The organism is Deinococcus detaillensis, from assembly GCF_007280555.1.
Taxonomy (GTDB): Bacteria; Deinococcota; Deinococci; order Deinococcales; family Deinococcaceae; genus Deinococcus; species Deinococcus detaillensis.
Genome location: NZ_VKDB01000002.1, coordinates 81756 through 99138, shown reverse-complemented (window position 1 = coordinate 99138; position 17383 = coordinate 81756). Strand labels below are relative to the sequence as shown.

General features: G+C 61.5%; 14 protein-coding genes. 6 read left to right on the top strand and 8 right to left on the bottom strand.

The features are described 5' to 3' along the window. Nucleotides 1-182 precede the first annotated feature (182 nt). The 6 genes from FNU79_RS02995 to FNU79_RS02970 all read left to right on the top strand — a co-directional run bounded on the left by FNU79_RS02995 (nt 183) and on the right by FNU79_RS02970 (nt 7260). A complete protein-coding gene (locus tag FNU79_RS02995) occupies nt 183-1778 on the top strand; it encodes a sugar ABC transporter ATP-binding protein (RefSeq protein ID WP_318636128.1) in 1596 nt (531 codons plus the stop codon). Further along, nucleotides 1775-2782 (top strand): ABC transporter permease, encoded by a 1008-nt coding sequence (locus FNU79_RS02990; protein ID WP_318636127.1) that lies wholly within the window; start codon nt 1775-1777, stop codon nt 2780-2782. Before FNU79_RS02995 ends, FNU79_RS02990 begins: the two co-directional genes overlap by 4 nt. Further along, nucleotides 2783-3793 carry an ABC transporter permease gene (locus FNU79_RS02985; RefSeq protein WP_143719424.1) on the top strand — a complete coding sequence of 337 codons (1011 nt, stop codon included), beginning with the start codon at nt 2783-2785 and terminating at the stop codon, nt 3791-3793. A gap of 121 nt (nt 3794-3914) precedes the next feature. After that, entirely contained in the window at nt 3915-4964 is a 1050-nt protein-coding gene (locus FNU79_RS02980; protein WP_143719423.1) for a mechanosensitive ion channel family protein, read from the top strand. Further along, nucleotides 4961-6256, top strand: a complete 1296-nt coding sequence (locus FNU79_RS02975; RefSeq protein WP_143719422.1) for a DUF2254 domain-containing protein — start codon at nt 4961-4963, stop codon at nt 6254-6256. Before FNU79_RS02980 ends, FNU79_RS02975 begins: the two co-directional genes overlap by 4 nt. Before the next feature lie 137 nt (nt 6257-6393). Continuing rightward, nucleotides 6394-7260, top strand: coding sequence for a DNA repair protein (locus FNU79_RS02970; protein ID WP_143719421.1), 867 nt, complete (start codon nt 6394-6396; stop codon nt 7258-7260). A gap of 7 nt (nt 7261-7267) precedes the next feature. Here the strand turns inward: FNU79_RS02970 and FNU79_RS02965 are convergent, their stop codons facing one another. The 8 genes from FNU79_RS02965 to FNU79_RS02930 form a co-directional block, all read right to left on the bottom strand. After that, nucleotides 7268-8764: a glycoside hydrolase family 36 protein gene (locus tag FNU79_RS02965; protein ID WP_143719420.1), complete on the bottom strand. Its 1497-nt coding sequence runs from the start codon at nt 8762-8764 to the stop codon at nt 7268-7270. A 59-nt stretch (nt 8765-8823) separates the two neighbouring features. Next, the gene (gene galK / locus FNU79_RS02960) at nt 8824-9873 is read right to left on the bottom strand and encodes a galactokinase (RefSeq protein ID WP_143719419.1); all 1050 of its coding nucleotides are present in this window, start codon (nt 9871-9873) and stop codon (nt 8824-8826) included. A gap of 47 nt (nt 9874-9920) precedes the next feature. Beyond that, nucleotides 9921-11039 (bottom strand): galactose-1-phosphate uridylyltransferase, encoded by a 1119-nt coding sequence (galT, locus tag FNU79_RS02955; protein WP_143719418.1) that lies wholly within the window; start codon nt 11037-11039, stop codon nt 9921-9923. Nucleotides 11040-11048: 9 nt separating this feature from the next. After that, on the bottom strand, nt 11049-13028 hold the full coding sequence (locus tag FNU79_RS02950; protein ID WP_143719417.1) for a beta-galactosidase: 1980 nt from the start codon (nt 13026-13028) through the stop codon (nt 11049-11051). A 124-nt stretch (nt 13029-13152) separates the two neighbouring features. Continuing rightward, complete coding sequence (locus FNU79_RS02945) at nt 13153-14061, bottom strand: carbohydrate ABC transporter permease (RefSeq protein ID WP_143719416.1); 909 nt, start codon at nt 14059-14061, stop codon at nt 13153-13155. Next, nucleotides 14058-14915 carry a carbohydrate ABC transporter permease gene (locus tag FNU79_RS02940; RefSeq protein ID WP_143719415.1) on the bottom strand — a complete coding sequence of 286 codons (858 nt, stop codon included), beginning with the start codon at nt 14913-14915 and terminating at the stop codon, nt 14058-14060. Before FNU79_RS02940 ends, FNU79_RS02945 begins: the two co-directional genes overlap by 4 nt. A gap of 172 nt (nt 14916-15087) precedes the next feature. Further along, nucleotides 15088-16413 carry an extracellular solute-binding protein gene (locus FNU79_RS02935; RefSeq protein ID WP_143719414.1) on the bottom strand — a complete coding sequence of 442 codons (1326 nt, stop codon included), beginning with the start codon at nt 16411-16413 and terminating at the stop codon, nt 15088-15090. Nucleotides 16414-16499: 86 nt separating this feature from the next. Further along, complete coding sequence (locus FNU79_RS02930) at nt 16500-17249, bottom strand: DeoR/GlpR family DNA-binding transcription regulator (RefSeq protein ID WP_225429842.1); 750 nt, start codon at nt 17247-17249, stop codon at nt 16500-16502. Nucleotides 17250-17383 lie beyond the last annotated feature (134 nt).

The following is a 17383-nucleotide window of genomic DNA, read 5'->3' as shown; positions in this document are numbered from 1 at the left end:
GGCGCAGTTTTTGCTGAAATCCCTTCCAGAAAAAATACTCTGGAATAAAGCTTCTGAAATAAATCCGCCGATTTGGCTGCCCGAATAGAGGGCACAATGAACCAAGCGCACAGTGAACGGGCCGTGCCAGTCTGCTTTCTTTCCTCAACGTCCTTCCAAGTCAATTTCAAGGAGAAGCGCCTTTGACTGCTGCCCCTTTTGTTTCTTCGGCCCCCAGCGGCCCACTTCTGCTCGATATGCAACACATTCAAAAAGCCTTCGCGGGTATCAAGGCCCTCGACAACGCCTCACTGAGCGTCGCCGGAGGCGAAGTTCACGCCCTAATCGGCCAGAACGGTGCGGGCAAAAGCACCCTCATCAAAGTGCTGACCGGCGCTTACCGGCGCGACGGCGGCAGCATTACCTTCGCGGGCGCGGCGGTGGACTTTGGCTCACCTCTGGCGGCCCAGCGCGGCGGCATCGCCACCATCTATCAGGAAGTCAATCTGGTGCCGCTGCGGAGCGTGGCCGAGAATATCTTTCTGGGACGTGAACCAAAACGCTTTGGCCTGATCCAGTGGCCCGCCATGAACGCCGAGGCCGCCCGCCTGCTCACAGAGTTGGGCATTGAGCTGGACGTCAAGCGCCCGCTCGGCAGTTTCAGCACCGCCATTCAGCAGATGGTGGCGCTGGCCCGCGCCGTGTCGATTCAGGCTCAACTGGTCATCATGGACGAGCCGACCAGCAGTCTCAACGAGCGCGAGGTCGCAACCCTGTTCGGGGTGATTCGCGGCCTCAAACAAAGGGGCGTCTCGGTGATTTTCGTCTCTCACCGCTTAGATGAGCTCTACGCGGTGTGCGACCGCATCACGGTGATGCGCGACGGACGCACCGTGTTCGCCGGAAACATGAGCGACATCAGCCGCCTGCAACTCGTGGAGCAGATGCTGGGCCGCGAGATCAAGAACGCCGGAGCGCAGACCGGTTTCGTGCGCAGTGAGACGGGCGGAGTGGCGCGTCCCCTGCTGTCGGCCAGCGGCGTGGTGCGCGGCACCCGGCTCTCGGGCGCGTCGGTGGAGGTCGGGCAAGGTGAAGTGGTGGGCCTGGCAGGCCTGCTGGGTTCGGGGCGCAGTGAGCTGGCCCGCGTGATCTTCGGGGCCGATCAAGCCGATGGGGGAGAAGTGAGCCTGGGCGGGCAGCCGGTCAACTTCCGCAGCCCCAGCGAGGCGATTAAAGCGGGCCTCGGCTTTTGCAGCGAAGACCGCAAGGGCGAGGGCATCGTGCCAGAACTCAGCGTGCGCGAGAACCTGACTTTGGCTTTGCTGCCGCGCTTATCGAAAGCGGGCGTGGTCAACACCCAGCAGCAAGCCGAGATCGTCGAGCGCTTTATCGCCCAGCTCGGCATCAAAACCAGCGACCCCGATCAGCCGATCCGTGAGTTGTCAGGCGGCAACCAGCAAAAAGTGCTGCTGGCCCGCTGGCTGGCCATGAATCCCAAGCTGCTGATTTTGGACGAACCGACACGCGGCATCGACGTGGGCGCAAAAGCCGAGATTCAGCGCCTCATCGGTGAGCTGGCGCAGGAGGGTCTGGGCGTGCTGATGATTTCCAGCGAACTCGAAGAACTGATCGAGGGCTGCCAGCACGTCACGGTGCTGCGCGACGGCAAAACGGTGGCGAACTTATCGGGCGGGAGCATCACTGAGCCGCAACTGCTGCACGCCATGGCACAGGGCTTGGAGCCGGAAGACGCGCCCAGACCGCCCACCCAGCCTCCGACTCAGCCGGTGAGCGCGTGAGTGGCCAAGTGAGCGCGGCCCGCTCCGTGCGGGGCAGCAGCGGCTGGCAAGGCCTGCTGGCCGACCTCAAACAGGTGCGGGCCAGCATCCTGATTCTGGCAGCGCTGCTCATTTTCAACGCCTTCTTCACGCCCTACTTCTTGAGTATGCAGACCCTCAACGTCAACTTGACGCAGGTGGCGACCATCATCATCGTGGCGATGGGCATGACGCTGGTGATCGCCACCGGCGGCGTCGACCTCTCGGTGGGGTCGCTGATGGCGATCAGCGGTGTGCTAGCTCCGCTGATTTTCCTCAATCCGGCATTTGCCAACTTGCAGTGGCTGGGCATCTTGCTGGCCTTTATCTTGCCGGTGCTGGTGGCCGGAGCGTTCGGCCTGCTCAATGGCTTGTTCGTGACTCGGCTCAAACTCCAGCCGATTGTCGCCACGCTGGTGCTGTACATCGCTGGACGCGGCATCGCGCAAGTCATCACCAACGGGCAGCTTCAGAGCTTCAGCACGCCCGCTTTTACCTACATCGGGCTGGGCCGCCCCTTCGGGATTCCCTTTCAGGTCATCTTGATGCTGATTATCGTGGCGGTGACTTACTGGGTGGTCAAGCGCACGGTGTTTGGCCGCTCAGTTCTGGCCGTGGGCGGTAACGAAACGGCGGCGGGGCTGTCGGGCATTCCGGTCTCAAAGGTCAAGCTGTGGGTTTACGCCATCAGCGGGCTGCTATCGGGCGTCGCCGGGCTGATCGTCATCGCCATCAATTCCAGTTCGGACGCCAATCAGGTCGGCCAGAATATGGAACTCGACGCCATCGCGGCGGTGGCGGTGGGCGGCACCCTGCTGTCCGGCGGCAAAGCGCAGGTGCTGGGAACGCTGTTCGGGGCGCTGATTATTCAACTGATCCGCTTTACCTTGCTGGCCAAAGGCGTGCCGGACGCCGCCGCGCTGGTGGTCAAGGCCGCCATTATCGTCGTCGCGGTGGCTTTGCAGCAGCGCCGCCGGAGGGAATGAATGTTGTCCACTGACCGTAAGGCCGCCCGCGCCAACCCTGGGCGCACCCGACTGCTGAGCGCTCTGAGTCAGTACGGGGTGCTGGCCACCCTGATTTTGCTGATTGTTTTTGGGGCGCTGCGCTATACCGGCTTTATGAGCGAGTACAATTTCTCCACTTTTTTGCGCTACAACTCGATGTTCGGCCTGATCTCGTTGGGCATGTGCTTCGTCATTATTACCGGCGGTATCGACCTCTCGGTGGGCAGTGTGGTGGCCATGTCGAGCGTGGTGGCGGCGCTGCTGAGTCCTTACGGCGTGGTCGTGGCGGTGCTGGGCGCGGTGGCGGCGGGCGGCCTGGTGGGCCTGATCAACGGGCTGGTGATTACCCGCCTCAACATCCAGCCGTTCATCACTACGCTGGCCACCTTGCTGGGAGCGCGGGGCATGGCGCTGCTGCTGGCCCGTAACCAAAGCGGGGTTGGCATTGACCCCGGCAACACCGCCCTGACGTGGCTGGGGCAGGGCGATTTCTTGCGGCTGCCGGTGCCGGGCGTGATCATGATTATTGCCTTTATGATCGGCGGCATTGCCCTGCGCTCGTCGCCGTTTGGCCGCCACGCGCTGGCCATCGGCGGCGGCGAGGACGCCAGCAAACTGATGGGCCTGAACGTGGGCCGCATCAAGCTGGGCGTTTATGTGCTGTCGGGGGCGCTGGCAGGCTTGGCAGGCGTGATCTTGGCCGCTCAACTCGGCGCGGGGCAGCCCACTGAGGGTCTGGGCTGGGAACTCTCAGCGATTGCCGGCGTGGTGGTTGGCGGCACGCTGCTGACCGGCGGAGTGGGCAGCGTCTGGTCAACTTTGGTCGGCGCGATGCTGCTGGGCCTGATTTTCAACATCCTCAATTTTGAAAACGGCAAGGGCATCATCTCGCTCTCGCCGTACTGGCAAAGCGTGATTCGCGGCGGTTTTCTCTTGCTGGTGGTGGTGCTGCAAAGTCGGCTGGGGCGGCAAGAAGGCAAAGTCGGCTAGCCTTTGCCGCTGTTCTACCCCGGCTTTCAGGCTCCCCAATAAACCCTTCGGCAAGAGACCGCAGCCGTTCTGGGCGCAAAATACCCTCTTGCCGCGCCCGACTTGTTACTCTGCTGCATAGATGAACCTCGACCTATCAGCTATCGTGACCAAGCTTCAAGGCATGGCGCAGAGTGTCTTACTGATTATCCCCAACCTCTTGATTGGGGTTGTTCTTTTTTTGGTGTTCATGTTTATCGCCCGGCTGGTTCGCAACGCGGTGGTGTCTGTGGCCGAGCGGGCCGGACAGCCCCGGGGCATTGCGCTGGTCTTTTCGAGGATCGCTTCCTGGGTGGTGCTGGGCATCGGCTTGCTGGTGGCGCTGACCATTATTTTCCCCGCACTGACAGCGGCGTCTTTGTTTGGAGCGCTGGGGGTCAGCGGTGTGGCCATCGGCTTTGCCTTCAAAGATATTTTTCAAAACCTCCTGGCAGGCATTCTGATTCTCATTACCCGCCCCTTCCGCATTGGCGACCAGATCGTGACCGGCGGCAGCGAAGGCACTGTGGAAGACATTCAGGTGCGGGCCACCTTGCTGCGGACTTATGACAACCGCTTGGTGGTGGTGCCCAATTCAGATTTGTATACCAACCGCGTCACGGTCAACACCGCTTACGACAATCGCCGCCTGAGCGTCTCGGTGGGCATCGGCTACGGCGACGATATTGCACAGGCCAAAAAACTGATTCTGGACACCATCGGCAAGATCGACGACGTGCTCAAAGACCCCGCACCGAGCGTGTTGGTGGACAGTTTGGGCGATTCTTCGGTCAATTTGAATATCCGGTTTTGGGTCGATCCGCCCAAGCGGGGCGAAGTGGTGGAAGCCCAAGATCAGGTCTTAGAGCAGCTCAAAAGCGTGCTGATCGCGGCGGGAATAGACCTGCCTATGCCCACCCAGCAAATTCTCTTTCACGACCAAACCGAGACGGTGGACGGCGACCGCGTCAAGCAGCGCGAAGGCTGGCCCGCCCGCAAAGACAACCCAAAGACCCGCCAAGAAATTGAGTTTGAGGGTAAGCGGAGAGCCGAAGCGTCAGCGGGCCAATCGCCGCCCACTCCCCAACAACCCGATCTCCAGAAGCCTGATCTCCAACATGCAGGTCAGAGCGGCGCAGAGCCCTCGGCGTGAACCGGCTGCTGTTTCGCCTGCGCGAACTCTCGGTGCAGTTTTGGTTTATTCCGGCGGTGATGACGGTGCTGGCACTGGTTTTGGCCGAGCTGGGCGTCAAACTCGAAGAGACTTACGGCGTGCCCAAATGGTTGACTTTTGTGTATGGCGGCGGCGAAACGGGGGCGCGGAGCCTCTTGGGGGCCATCGCCGCCAGCAGCATCGGGGTGGCCGGTACCGTTTTTTCCATCACCATCGCTGCGCTCTCCTACGCCGCCGGCTCGATGGGGCCGAGGCTGCTGGGCAACTTCACGTCCGATAGAGGCAATCAGTTGACGCTCGGCACCTTCATTTCTACGTTTGCTTTCTCGCTGTATACTCTCCGGGCCGTGCAGGGCGGCGACCCGCCGTTTGTTCCGCATTACAACACCACCGCCGCGCTGGTTTTTGGGCTGGCCTGCGTGGGCATGTTGGTGTATTACCTCGCCCACATCACCGGCAGCATCAGCATGACGCGGGTGGTCAACTCGCTGCGAAACGATATGCGGCAGGCCTTGCTCAACGCCACCGAGCAGCAAGATCAGGGTCCGCCAGGAGCAGCCGCGCCGCCCGACAACTTTTGGGACGGCGGCGAAGAACTGCACGCACCCAGCAGCGGCTACTTGCAACTGCTCGACACCGAGTTGCTGCTTAAAAAGGCGGGCCAAGACCATGTGGCACTGCGGCTGTTGGTGCGGCCCGGCGATTATGTGTTTCCCAATTCGCTGATTGCGGTGGGCGTGCCGAGATTGCCCAAAGGCGTGATGGACGCGCTGACCCTGGGCGACACCCGCACCACCGGGCAAGATTTGGAATACAGCGTGCGCCAGCTCAGTGAAGTGGCGGCCCGCGCCCTGTCGCCAGGAGTCAATGATCCGGTGACGGCCATCGACGTGATTGACCGCTTTGGTGACGCGCTGTGCAGCTTGCAAGATCGCCGCTGGCCTGATGGAATTTTCTACCGAGATAAGCAGTTGCGCTTGGTGATGCCCGTGACCGACTTTGAAGGCCTGCTGGCCCGCATGTTTGACATGATCCGCCAGTACGGAGCCGGCAGCCCCAGCGTCACCATCCGGCTTCTGGAGGTGCTGACGGTGACGGCCTCCTGCCTCCATGACGAACAGCGCCGCGCCGTGATTCGCCGCCACGCCGACATGGTGCGCGAAGACGCCCTGCGCGTCACCGAGAATTCAGGCGATAGGGCCGACATCGAGCAGCGTTACAGTACCCTGCGCCAACTGCTGCTGGGCCGCGAGGAAGTCCTGCGGCGCTAATGTGAATGGCTGAGCAAGCCAACAGCGAGACGGCATACTGCGCCAAATACCGAATAAAACATCCCCACTTGTGATATAACAGAATAACAATTGAGGTGAATGTCCACCGATCCGAATTCACCTCCACAAGGAGCCAGATGACGCAAGCCCCCAAACCCAAAAAAGAAGCGGTGCAAAAAGACGCAAGTTCCACCGCCGCCAATTCTGCTCTCAGCAGCTCGGCTGCTCAGGCGCTGCAAGGCCTGCTCAGAACCGCTTTGCCTGACCTCAGCGTGGCCAACCTGAGCGCCGAGCAACTCAGCGCCGCCCTGAGCGCCGCCCACGAGGTCTGGGGCTACGGCCTACGCCACGTCAAGCACGAAATCCGGCTGGAAGACGGCGGCGCTGTGGGCCTCTACGCCGACCGCGCCCGCCTGGGCAGCGCCAGCGACTCAGCGGAAATGCTCGCCGACGCTTACAGCAGCATGCAGGCCCTCGATGAGCAGGGCCGCAGCGCCTGGGCCGTGCTTCCCGAAGGCCACCGGGTCACGCTGGAAGCCGGAACCCGCCAGATCAAGGTGCTGGTCGAAGACGCCCGCGACTTTGAAACCCACTGGGCCGAGTTGCCAAGCGGCTTGGCCCAGCGCACCGGACGCAGCGGTGAGGACTTGTGGGTGGAGGTTTTCCGGGCCGCGCCGGGCCGCGAACTGGTGCAAGACGCCGCTTGGGAAGTGGTGGAACGCATCAAAGACCGCGCCCTGAGGCGTGAGTTGCAGCGCCGCGCCGAAGAAAAAGGCATTCTGGGAGCGCTGCTCGGCGCACGCGGCGAGGGGATCGAAGCGGCCATGAAGCGCTCACCGAGCCTGCACTTCACCGTCAACGCCGCCGTGACCCACACCACCGAGCGCAGCTTTGAAGCGTGGCGCAGCATTCAAAAAGAAGCGGCGGCAGCCCTTGAAGCAAACCAGCAAGCCCAGGTCGAGCGCTTGGTGGCCTTGCTGGGCAGTCCGGCACGGGGGCGCTGAAGCCGGCTTAAGTGGGGTTTGGCCGGTAGCTGTGCGGCTGAATCCCGTCTGCTGGGGTGTCTTGCAAATTGAAGGTGCCGCGTGAAAAGTGCGTGACCGCGCCGCCGTGACTTTCGGTCAGCGTCAGCGGGCGGTCTGGGGTGCTGATTTCTAAACTCTGGCGCAGCAACTTCAAGCCTGCCTCGTCCAGCATTTCCACCGGATCGCTGCTGGCCCGCAGGCCGCCGGTCACGTCCAGCATTCCCAGCAGTGCGCCGCGCTCGTCGGTGCTGAGTAGGCTGCGTTCTCTCCGGGCAATCATCACGTCGGGGTCGGGTTGATACCAAGCCTGCTGATACCAGCGCGAGAGAGCGGTGTGCAGCGCATTGCGGCTGCACGGCACGCTGCCGTCACCCAGCAGCATTCTCCGCGCTTCGTCGTCCCAGTAGGGAGCCACGTCCGGCCCGGTTCGCATGGCGTCCATCACGCCGATGCTGGCCGACAGGGGAGCGCCGCAGCCCAGCAAAAAGCCGTCGTCTCCCAAGCCCTCACGCAGCGCCTGAATGCCCCGCCGGTATGCTTCGGCACGGCTCACCGAGGGGTCGTGCCGGACACCCGGATGAGAGGCCGCGTATAAAAAGTCCACCTTGAGGTAGTCGTAGCCCCAGGCCCGGCAAGTCGCCGCCAGCTCGCGCAGCCACACCAAGACTTCCGGGTGGGTGGTGTCGAGCGCCGCGTACTGACCGCCCCAGTTGTGGCCGAACAGCAGCGGGGTGCCGCTTTGGTTTTTGAGCAGCCAATCCGGATGTGCGGCGAACAGTTTGGAGTTCGGCCCCACCAAAAAGGGAGCCAGCCATAGCCCGGCACGGAAGCCGAGTTTCCGGAGTTCGGCGGGCAGGTCTTTGGCGTGGCCGCCAAACTGTTCACTCGGCTCTGTCCAGTCGCCCAAATCAGCTTGAAAGCCGTCGTCGAGCTGGAAGACGTCAAAGGGCAGGCCGTGTTGCTTGGCGAGGCGGGCATTGTCGAGCATATTGTCCAGCGTGACGCTGCGGTAGTAGCTGTACCAACTGCACCACACCCGCAGCGGCGCTGGCGTGCGGGCGTGCATGCTCTGAGCGAGCTGAGCACTGAGGCGCTCCACGGTGCCGATCACGTCGCTGGTTTCTTCCCAGGCCACCGCAACGTCCGGGCCTTCCAGCGTGCAGGTGACGCGGACTTGCTCGCCCGCCGCCCGCACTTCCCAGTGGGCAAAGGTGTGGGCGGCGTCGAGCTGAGCGCCGACCCAGCCGCCGCCACCGGGCCGAATCAGGGCCAAGAGGCTGTGACTGCGCCAGACACCCGCCTCGCCGCTGGGTGGGAAGGCAGGGTCTTGGCCCTGGTCGATCATCCATTCCAAACTGGCCCGCGTCTGGGTTTCAGTCAGTGGGCGCAGCTCGGCCTCGCTCCACGATTGGTAGCCGTTGGTCAGCACGCGCAGTTCAGAAGAATGAACGTCTAGCGTCCAGTGGTGGTGGGGTGTGGTCATGTTGGAGCCTCGTGAGGGAAAGAGTGGGAAGGGAAGGGTTGAGAACACGGAGATCAGGGCTACGGCACCACCTGCACGCCGCGCACGCCGGTTTGCTCGTGATAATCGAACAGCACGTTGCTGGCCAGACCCGCCGCACCTTCGTGAATCAGCGCCACCACCGCGCCGCCGAATCCGGCTCCGGTCATCCGAGCGCCGTAGACCTGCGGATGGGCTTGCAGGAGCGCCACCAGCTCATCGACCTGCGGGTGTGAGACTTCATAATCGATCTGCAAGCTGGCGTGCGAGGCGTTCATCAACCGGCCAAACTCGGCGGCGTCGGCGCTGAGGGCGGCCAGCACGCGGGCATTTTCGCTGACCACGTGGCGGGCACGCCGCCTGAGCAGCTCCGGCAGCCCGCTCAGCTCGGCAACGCTCAGCACGTCGCGCAGTTGCGGCACGCCCAGCAAGCGGCTGGCTTCCTCGACTTGGGCGCGGCGTTCGTTGTAGCCCGACTCGGCGAGGCGGCGCGGCACGCCCGAATCCAGCACTAAAACTTCTGAGCCAGCGGGCAGCGGCACGGCCCGGCGCTCCAAAGTGCGGGTGTCGATCAGCAGCAGCGTCTTGGTGTCGGCGAGGCTGGAAGCCATCTGATCCATCACGCCGCACATCACGCCCACAAATTCGTGTTCAACCCGCACTCCACGCAAAGCCAATTCCACATCATCAAGCGCTAGACCGTACAATTCGCGCAGTGCCCGTAGCGCCGCCACCTCCAGCGCCGCGCTGCTGCTCAGGCCGCCGCTGGGAACCGTGCTGAAGATAAAGGCGTTGAGGCCCTCGGTGACGCCGCTCAGCTCGAAGCAGCCGGTCAGGTACGGCGCAAAACTGCTGCCCACCTCACCCACCGGAACGTCTAGCGTATGGTTGAGATTGGCGCTACGCAGGCGGTGCTGCTGCGTGCCGTTGCGCCCCAAGCTGACGGTGGCCCGCTGCGGGATGGCAGTGGGCAGCACGAAACCGCCCTGATAATCGGTGTGTTCGCCCAGCAAATTGACCCGCCCCGGCGCACTGGCGACGACTTCCGGTTCACCGCCGAAGACCGATTGGTACGTTTCTGGCGTCTTCAAATCTCCACCTCTTTCACAGTTAAATAGCTTTCACAGTTGAGCAGCCTTCACAGTTGAACGGCCCGCAAGTCGGCAGCCGCCCCCTCGGGGAAGTTGTCATTGGCAAACTCGCCCGCGCCCTGCTCAGTGCCCGCGAGGTACTTGAGCTTGCCGGGTGAACGCAGGTACGGATAAATCTCGATGTGCAGCGGAAACGCCGGATACTCGCCGCCGAGGGGAGACTGATGCAGTGTAAGCAGGTAGGGCATCCGCACCCCAAAGAGGGCGTCTAAGCGCAGCAAAGCGTCTTTGAGAACGCGGGCAAACGAAGTGACTTCGGCGCTGCTGAGGTCAGACAAGCGCGAGGCCGCCCGCGCCGGAAGCACCCATGTTTCGTAGGTGTAGCGGGCAAACGGCGGCACCACGCTGAGGGCCTCTCCGGCGTCCAAGATCAAGCGCACGGCGGCCTCACGCTCAGCGGCGACAAAATCGCTGAGCCAGGGCTGACCCCTGTCTTTGAAGTGGGCCTCGGCGCTCGCCAGCATCTGGGCCTGAACCGGCGGAATGTGGTCGTAAGCGTAAAGCTGGCCGTGCGGGTGGTGCAAGGTCACGCCGACTTCCACGCCCCTGTTTTCAAAGGCCAGTACACTCTTGATTTTTCCGGTGGCCTCCAAGCGGGCGGTGCGGTCGGCCCAGATTCGCAGCAGCAGTTCGACCCGATCGGCGCTCAGCCCCCCCAGTGTGCCGGAAGCGTCTTGGCTAAACACCACCACCTCGCACTTGCCGGTGCCGGGCCGGGGGTCGGTGCCGGGCACGGCTTCTGGTTGCGGGGCCAAGAGGCTCAGGCTGGGAAAGCGGTTGTCGAACACCGCCATGTCGTAGCGCCCACGCGGCAACTCAGTGGGATGAGCAGGGTCGGAGGTGGGGGCAAGCGGGTTGTATTCCGGCGGCGGCAAGAACGTGCGGCCCATGCGGTGCGCGGCGTACATGACCCACTCTCCCCGCAGCGGATGCCAGCGCATTTCGGGGCGGGCGTCCACCGGTTCGTCGCTGGGGCTGGGAACGGGTGAGGCGAGTTCAATCGGAAAGAGGCCGTACAAAGTCAGGGAGCGGCCATCGGGTTTGGTGAAGTCCTGGGCATAAAAAGGCGTGGTTTGTGGCGAAGCGAGATCGGAGAGTGGGGTCATGGATTCCTTTTAAGCATCCAGCACCGTGAAGCTCACCGGAGCGAGGAGGCGGCCCTGCCACTTTACAGGGTGCGGATTCCAATTTTGGAGTAAGGTCTTGCCGGCCCGGCGACTGAGGCGCACCCCGTCCGGCAAAGTTTCTACCGAAATGCCGACATTCATCAAAATTTCGCTCAAGACCGTGCCGATGAGTTCTTGCTGGTGAGCGCCGATGACGGTGACGTGGCCTTTTCGGATGACTGCCGCCTGAGTATCCAGCGGCCCGCCGACGTAGCTCGCCAGAGCTCTTGCGCCGCTCAGCCGGTAGCTCTCAGCCCAGTCCGTCGCCGCGAATGTTCCCTCACCGTACTTGACACTTTGGGTAAGGCCAGGGCGCAGCGAGTCGTATTGCAGCAACTTTGCGCCGATCAAATCGCTCATGGGGCCAAATTGCCCCTCGCTCCACGTCTCGCCGCCGGGCGTTCGGAAGGCGGTGCGCGGGCCAAAAACCAACTTAGTGCCGCTGGCCGCCAGCGCCGAAAACTGCCGCGCCTGCTCAGCCGAAATGAGGGTCAGGGCGGGAGCCACCACCACTTTGTAACCGCTCAAATCGGCGTCGGAGTGAAGAATGTCCACGTCCAGTCCCAGACTCCGCAGCGCCATGTAATAGGTGACAGTCTGCGTCCAGTAACTCATGGACGCGCTGTGCTTTTGGGCGTCGTAAAGCCACAAGCTGTCGTAATCGTGGAGCAAAGCGACTTTGGCTGGGACTTCGCCAAGCGGAAAATCACTCAGCTTCAGCGCTTTGACTTCCTCGTAGCCCCGATCCGGCGTTTCGTCGTGGCGCAGCAGGCCCGAGTGCATGACTTCTTGCGCCATCGTGGCGGCCCGCCAGCGAAAATAACTCACCACGTCCACGCCGTGCGCCCACGCCTGCGCCGTCCAGAGTTGCACCGCGCCGCGTGCTGGCAGCGGGTTGAAGGGGGCCCAGTTGACCTGCCCACACTGCTGCTCCATGACCCAGGGGCCGCTGGGCGTGCCTGCGCCTTGCCGCCCCAGACCCTCCTTACCTTTCAGCATGCCCCGGTAGAGGTCGTGGTTAAAGCCGATCAAGTCGGGGTGGCCGGTGCGGGCAAAGTGGGTTTTGATGTCGTCACTCTGGCCGCTGGGCGCAAAGAACTCCAGCATCCCGGTGGGGTAGTTGTCCCACGAGACGAAATCTAAGCCCTTGGCGACTTCGTAGTGATCAAAGCCGCTCTCGAAGATCATGAAATTGTGGGTGACAAAGCGGCCCGGCGACCGCTCACGCAAAATGGCGACCTGCTCAGCTTGAAACGAAGCGATCAGCGAGGAGCAAAAGCGGTAGTAGTCCAGAACATGCGATGGGTTCGGCTCGGTGACGAGCAAAATCGGCGGTTTGATCTGCGCCCAGTCGGTGTACTCCATGCTCCAAAAGACATTGCCCCAGGCGGTGTTGAGCTGCTCCAGGCTGCCGTATTTGGCCTCCAGCCACGCCGGGAAAGCCGCCGCGCTCGCGCCGCCGTAGCTGCGCCCCGTGTTGTGGCAAGCCCATTCGTTGTCGGTCTGCCAGCCCACCACCGCTGGGTGCTCACCGTAGCGCTCGGCAATCGCCCGCGTGATTCGGCGGGAATGCTCGCGGTAGATGGGCGAGGCAAAATCGTAATGCCGCCGCGAACCGAACTCGCGCACCCGTCCCTGCTCGTCATAAGGCAAGATTTCGGGGTGGGCGCAAATCAGCCAAGCCGGAGGCGTAGGCGTCGGGGTACACAGCACCACCTTTAGGCCGCCCGCTTGATAAGCGTCAATGGCCTCGTCGAGCCACACCCAGTCGAATTCACCTTGGCGCGGCTCCATCCGGCTCCAGGCAAACTCGGCGAGGCGCACATAAGTCAGGCCGAGTTCGCGCTGCTGCTTGGCGTAAATGGCCGGACGGTCTGCCGGAACGTGTTCGGGGTAATCACAGGTGGCGAGTTGGAGATATTCGGTCATGGGTTCCTTTTGGTTGAGCTGGTCGTGAGTGGGCAAGGGCTTAAAGGCAATCGCTCGACTTACCCCTCCCTCACCCCTGAAGACGGAAGGTTGGGGAGGGGGCGGTAAGCAACGCGAACAAGTTTTATCCCTTCACCGCTCCGCTGGCCAGCCCGCCTTGCCAGTAGCGGCCTAAGCTCAAGAAGGCGATGATCAGCGGCAAAATGCTGATGAGTGCGCCCAACACGATCACGGTGTAAATCGGCTCTTGCCCGCTGCTGGAACTGGTTTGATTCCAAACCGATAGGCCCAGCGTTAGCGGGAAGAGAGTGTCTCTGTTGACCACCACCAGCGGCAAAAAGAAATTGTTCCACGCGCCGACGAACGAAAACAGCGCCACCGTGACGAGGCCGCCGCGCACCAAAGGCAAACCCAGCCTCGAAAAAATGGTGCCTTCCGACGCGCCGTCGATGCGAGCGGCTTCCATCAGCTCCGTCGGGAATCCGGCGTCCCAGAAGAGCCGCATCAGGTAGAGGCCGAACGGGTTGACCAAACCGGGCAAAATCACGGCCCAGTAGGTGTTGATCAGGCCGATCTTTTGCATCAGCAGGAAAATCGGTAAGGCCAGCGCGGTGGACGGCACCATGATGGTGGCCAGAATCAGATTGAAGATCGGATCACGGCCCCGAAAGCTGAATTTGGAAAAAGCGTACCCGCCCATCGCCGAGACCAACATGCTGCCCGCCGCCGTCGCCACAGCGTAGATCACCGAGTTGAGCAGCCAGCGCGAGAAAATCCCGTCTTGCCGGGTAAACAGGGTATGGAAGTTGTCGATCAGGTGGCTGGGAGAAGCAAACCACAGCCCGAAAGTAGAAAACAGTTGCCCGTTGTCTTTGTTCATGGTGGTAATCACCCACCACAGCGGCAACAAGCAGTACAGCATAAAGATCATCAGCAGGCCCCATTGCAGCGGCGAAAAGCCTTCGCGGCGCGGAGTGGGCCTCCTCGGCGTGGTCGTCACGCTGCTCTCAGGCAGCTCTTTGGCGGCAGTCATGATTCTCCTCTGACATTCTTTAGGAAAAAGCCGCTGAGAATAAAGGTAAACAGCGCCAGGACGATAGCCAGCGTTGCGCCGTATCCAAAGTTACCGTCACGGGCCACCGCCAAGTACAAATAGGTGTTGGGCGTGATGTTGTCGGGGACGTAGCCGAGAGGCCGCAAAACAAACGGCTCGGAGAAGATTTGCATGGTGCCGATCACTGAGAAAATAGCAGTAAGCGTCAGAGCCGGACGCAGCAGCGGAATCTTGATATAACGGGTCACGTCCCAACCGCTCGCGCCGTCAATGCGGGCCGCTTCATACAAATCAGTCGGCACATTTTGCAAGGCGGCGTAGAGGGTGATCATGTTGTAGCCCGTCCACGTCCACGTCACGATATTGCCGATGCTCCACAACAAAATGCCGCTGGCCAAGAAGTCAGTTTTAGCACCAGTAATATAATTGAGCGGCGAAAGATTCTTGGAATACAAGTAACCCCACAGCAACCCCGCAATAACGCTCGGCACAGTATAGGGAAGATAAAAAGCCGTGCGAAAAAAGCGTTGGGCGAAACCATTTTTCACGCCGTCTAAAATAAGTGCCAAAGCGGTGGCGACCACCAGCATCAGCGGGACTTGAATAACGAGGAACAACAAAATATTCAGAAGTGAATGCAAAAAATCCGAATCGGTAAAAGCGCGGGCGTAATTTGCTAAGCCTCCGAAAACGTCTTTGGCTGGGCCGAAGCCGCTGCGTTTTTTGATAAACAAACTCAGATAAAAAGCGTAACCGACTGGAGCCAGAAAAAAGGCGGTGAAGGCGATTAAAAAGGGAGCCAGAAAAAACCAAGGGGTCGCACGGTTTCGCAAGCGGGTTGGCCTCCTTTTCTTGGGCTGGGCAGAGCGTCAAGGGACGCCGCTCAGTTCAGCAAGTTCAAATCATTAAAGTGGGGAAGGGAAGCGTTGCGGCCACCCCTCCCCGTGTTCAGTGTGCTGACGGCCCACAGCGTGTGAGTTTCACAGGCCACGCGCCGCAGACACCTTATTTAACCGTGAAGCCGCCTTTCTTGGCCTCGGCCAGCGACTCGGCTTGCCAGGCGTCCAGCGCTTGATCGGGGGTGAGTTGACCTTTGAGCATTTTGTCCATCTGCTTGTTGAAGTTGTCGTTGACAAACGGGAACCAGGGTGCCCACTGAAAGTTGACGTTGACGCCGCGTGAAGCCTGCGCATAGACGGCGCTGATGTTCTGGCCGCCGAAGAACTTGCTGGGGTTCTTGCTCTTGTCATCCAGCGCTGATAAGCCCAGGCCCGCGTCAGAGGCTGGAAACAGCCCGCCGTTGTTCCAGTTGGCAGTGATGGCCGGCGTGGACAGATTGAGCCACAGCGCGAACAAAGTGGCCGCTTCGGGATTCTTGCTCTGGGTGGTCACGACGTTGCTGCTGCCGCCCCAGTTGCCGCTGGCGACTTTGCCGCCCGCCGTCCACTGCGGGATGGGCGCAACACGCCACAGGCCCGCCGACTTGTCTTTGAGGCTGCCCGCGTAACCGCCCGGCCCCCAAGCCGCTTCCATGTTGGTGGCGATTTTGCCCGCGCCCGCCGCGTTCCAGTAATCGGCGCTGAAAGCGATGACCGTGCTGACGTCGCCTTTTTTGATCATGCTGTACCAGTAATTCAGCACTTTTTTGCTGCTGGAGTTGTTGAGGGTTTGAACCCAGCCGTCGCCGTCACGCTTGAAAAACTGCCCGCCGTCGGCCCACGCCAGCGCCATAAACCAAGGCGCGAAGGTAGAGTAGAAGTTGCCGAGCTTGACGGCTCCTTTGCTCTTGGCATTGACCGCCGCAGCGGCTTTGGCGTATTCATCCCACGTTTTGGGCACGGCCACACCGTACTTCTTCAAAATGTCTTGGCGGTAAACCATCGCAAACGGGCCGGTATCCTGCGGAATGGCGTAGACCCCTTGACCGTCTGGGCTGACCTGGCCCCAGGTCCAAGGCACGAAGTATTTCTTGTAGTCGTTCGCGCCGTACTTGCTCAGATCGACGATGCCGCCGGTATCGGCAAAAGCGGGCAAAAAGCCGTACTCGACTTGCGCCACGTCAGGTGCGCCGCTGCCGGCTTTGATGGCCGTGGTGAGCTTGGTGTAAGTCTGCGGCCCACCGCCGAGGTTGAGGATCTTAACGCTGATATTTGGGTACTGCTTGGTAAAAGCGGCCACCGTTTTGTCGAGGCCCGGCACCCACGACCAGACTTCTAGGGTCACGTTGCCGCTGGGGGCCTTGGGAAAAGCCGGGTCGGCGGCGTGGGCGGTGCTGGCCGCCAGGGCCAAGGAAAGGAGCAGAGCGCCTGATTTGAGAGCTACTTTTTTCATGAATCCTCCTGTAAGGACGTAGAAAGCGGGGAAGTGGAGCGAGTAGAGAATGTGTCAAACAAGGAGCGTTTGGAAGGGTAGACGCGTTAAACGCACAGCATCTGTTGAACCTGAGCCGCGTACCCGTTGAGGCTTTGGCCCGAAGATTGGTTGATAATGAGCGTGTGAACGCTGGTGAGCGGAGCAATATGAGCGCGGCTGACGAAACCGAGTTTGCTTGAATCGGCCACCACCACCACCTCGCGGCTACACCGCACCATCTGGGCTTTAATTTCGGCTTCCTCGTGGTTGACACTGGTCACGCCGTGCTGGAGGTGCACACCGTTGCAGCCCAGAAACAAACGGTCTGCCCGAATCTTCGAAAGCACTTCTAAACCGTAGGGACTGACCAAGCTGTGTTGCAACCGCCGCAAGGTGCCGCCCGTGACAATCACTTGCAAATTGGGCAGCCGCTGAAGCTCCAAGGCAATATTCAGCCCGTTGGTCACGACGGTCACGCCGCTGAGTGTGGGTGGGAGGTGGCGAGCGACTTCGGTGGTGGTGCTGCCGACGTCCAAAAAGATAGTCTCGCCGTTTTGCACCAGACCCGCTGCTGCCCGCCCGATTCGGCGTTTGGCCGCCGCGTGTTGCTTGCTGGTTTCCTCCAACGGTTGCTCGGTGGACAGGGGCCGCGCCGCACCGCCACGAATACGGCGCAGTAAACCTGCCCGCCCCAACTGCTCGAGGTCGCTGCGAACCGTAACTTCCGAAATGCTGAGCAAAGAAGACAGCTCAGAGACAGAAACCTGCTCCTGGCGCGTAAGCAATTGCAAAATCTGGGTTTGCCGCTGGCTCACTTTTGCCGCCTCCCTTTCTTTCATTTCTTTCGTATGTTATGAAGTGTAGGGAACAGGAGGTCAGGCGTCAAGAGGGGGCGTGGAGCTTACGGCGGCGCTAGACCGGGTAAAATCGGGCCGAAGCAGTCCGAGCC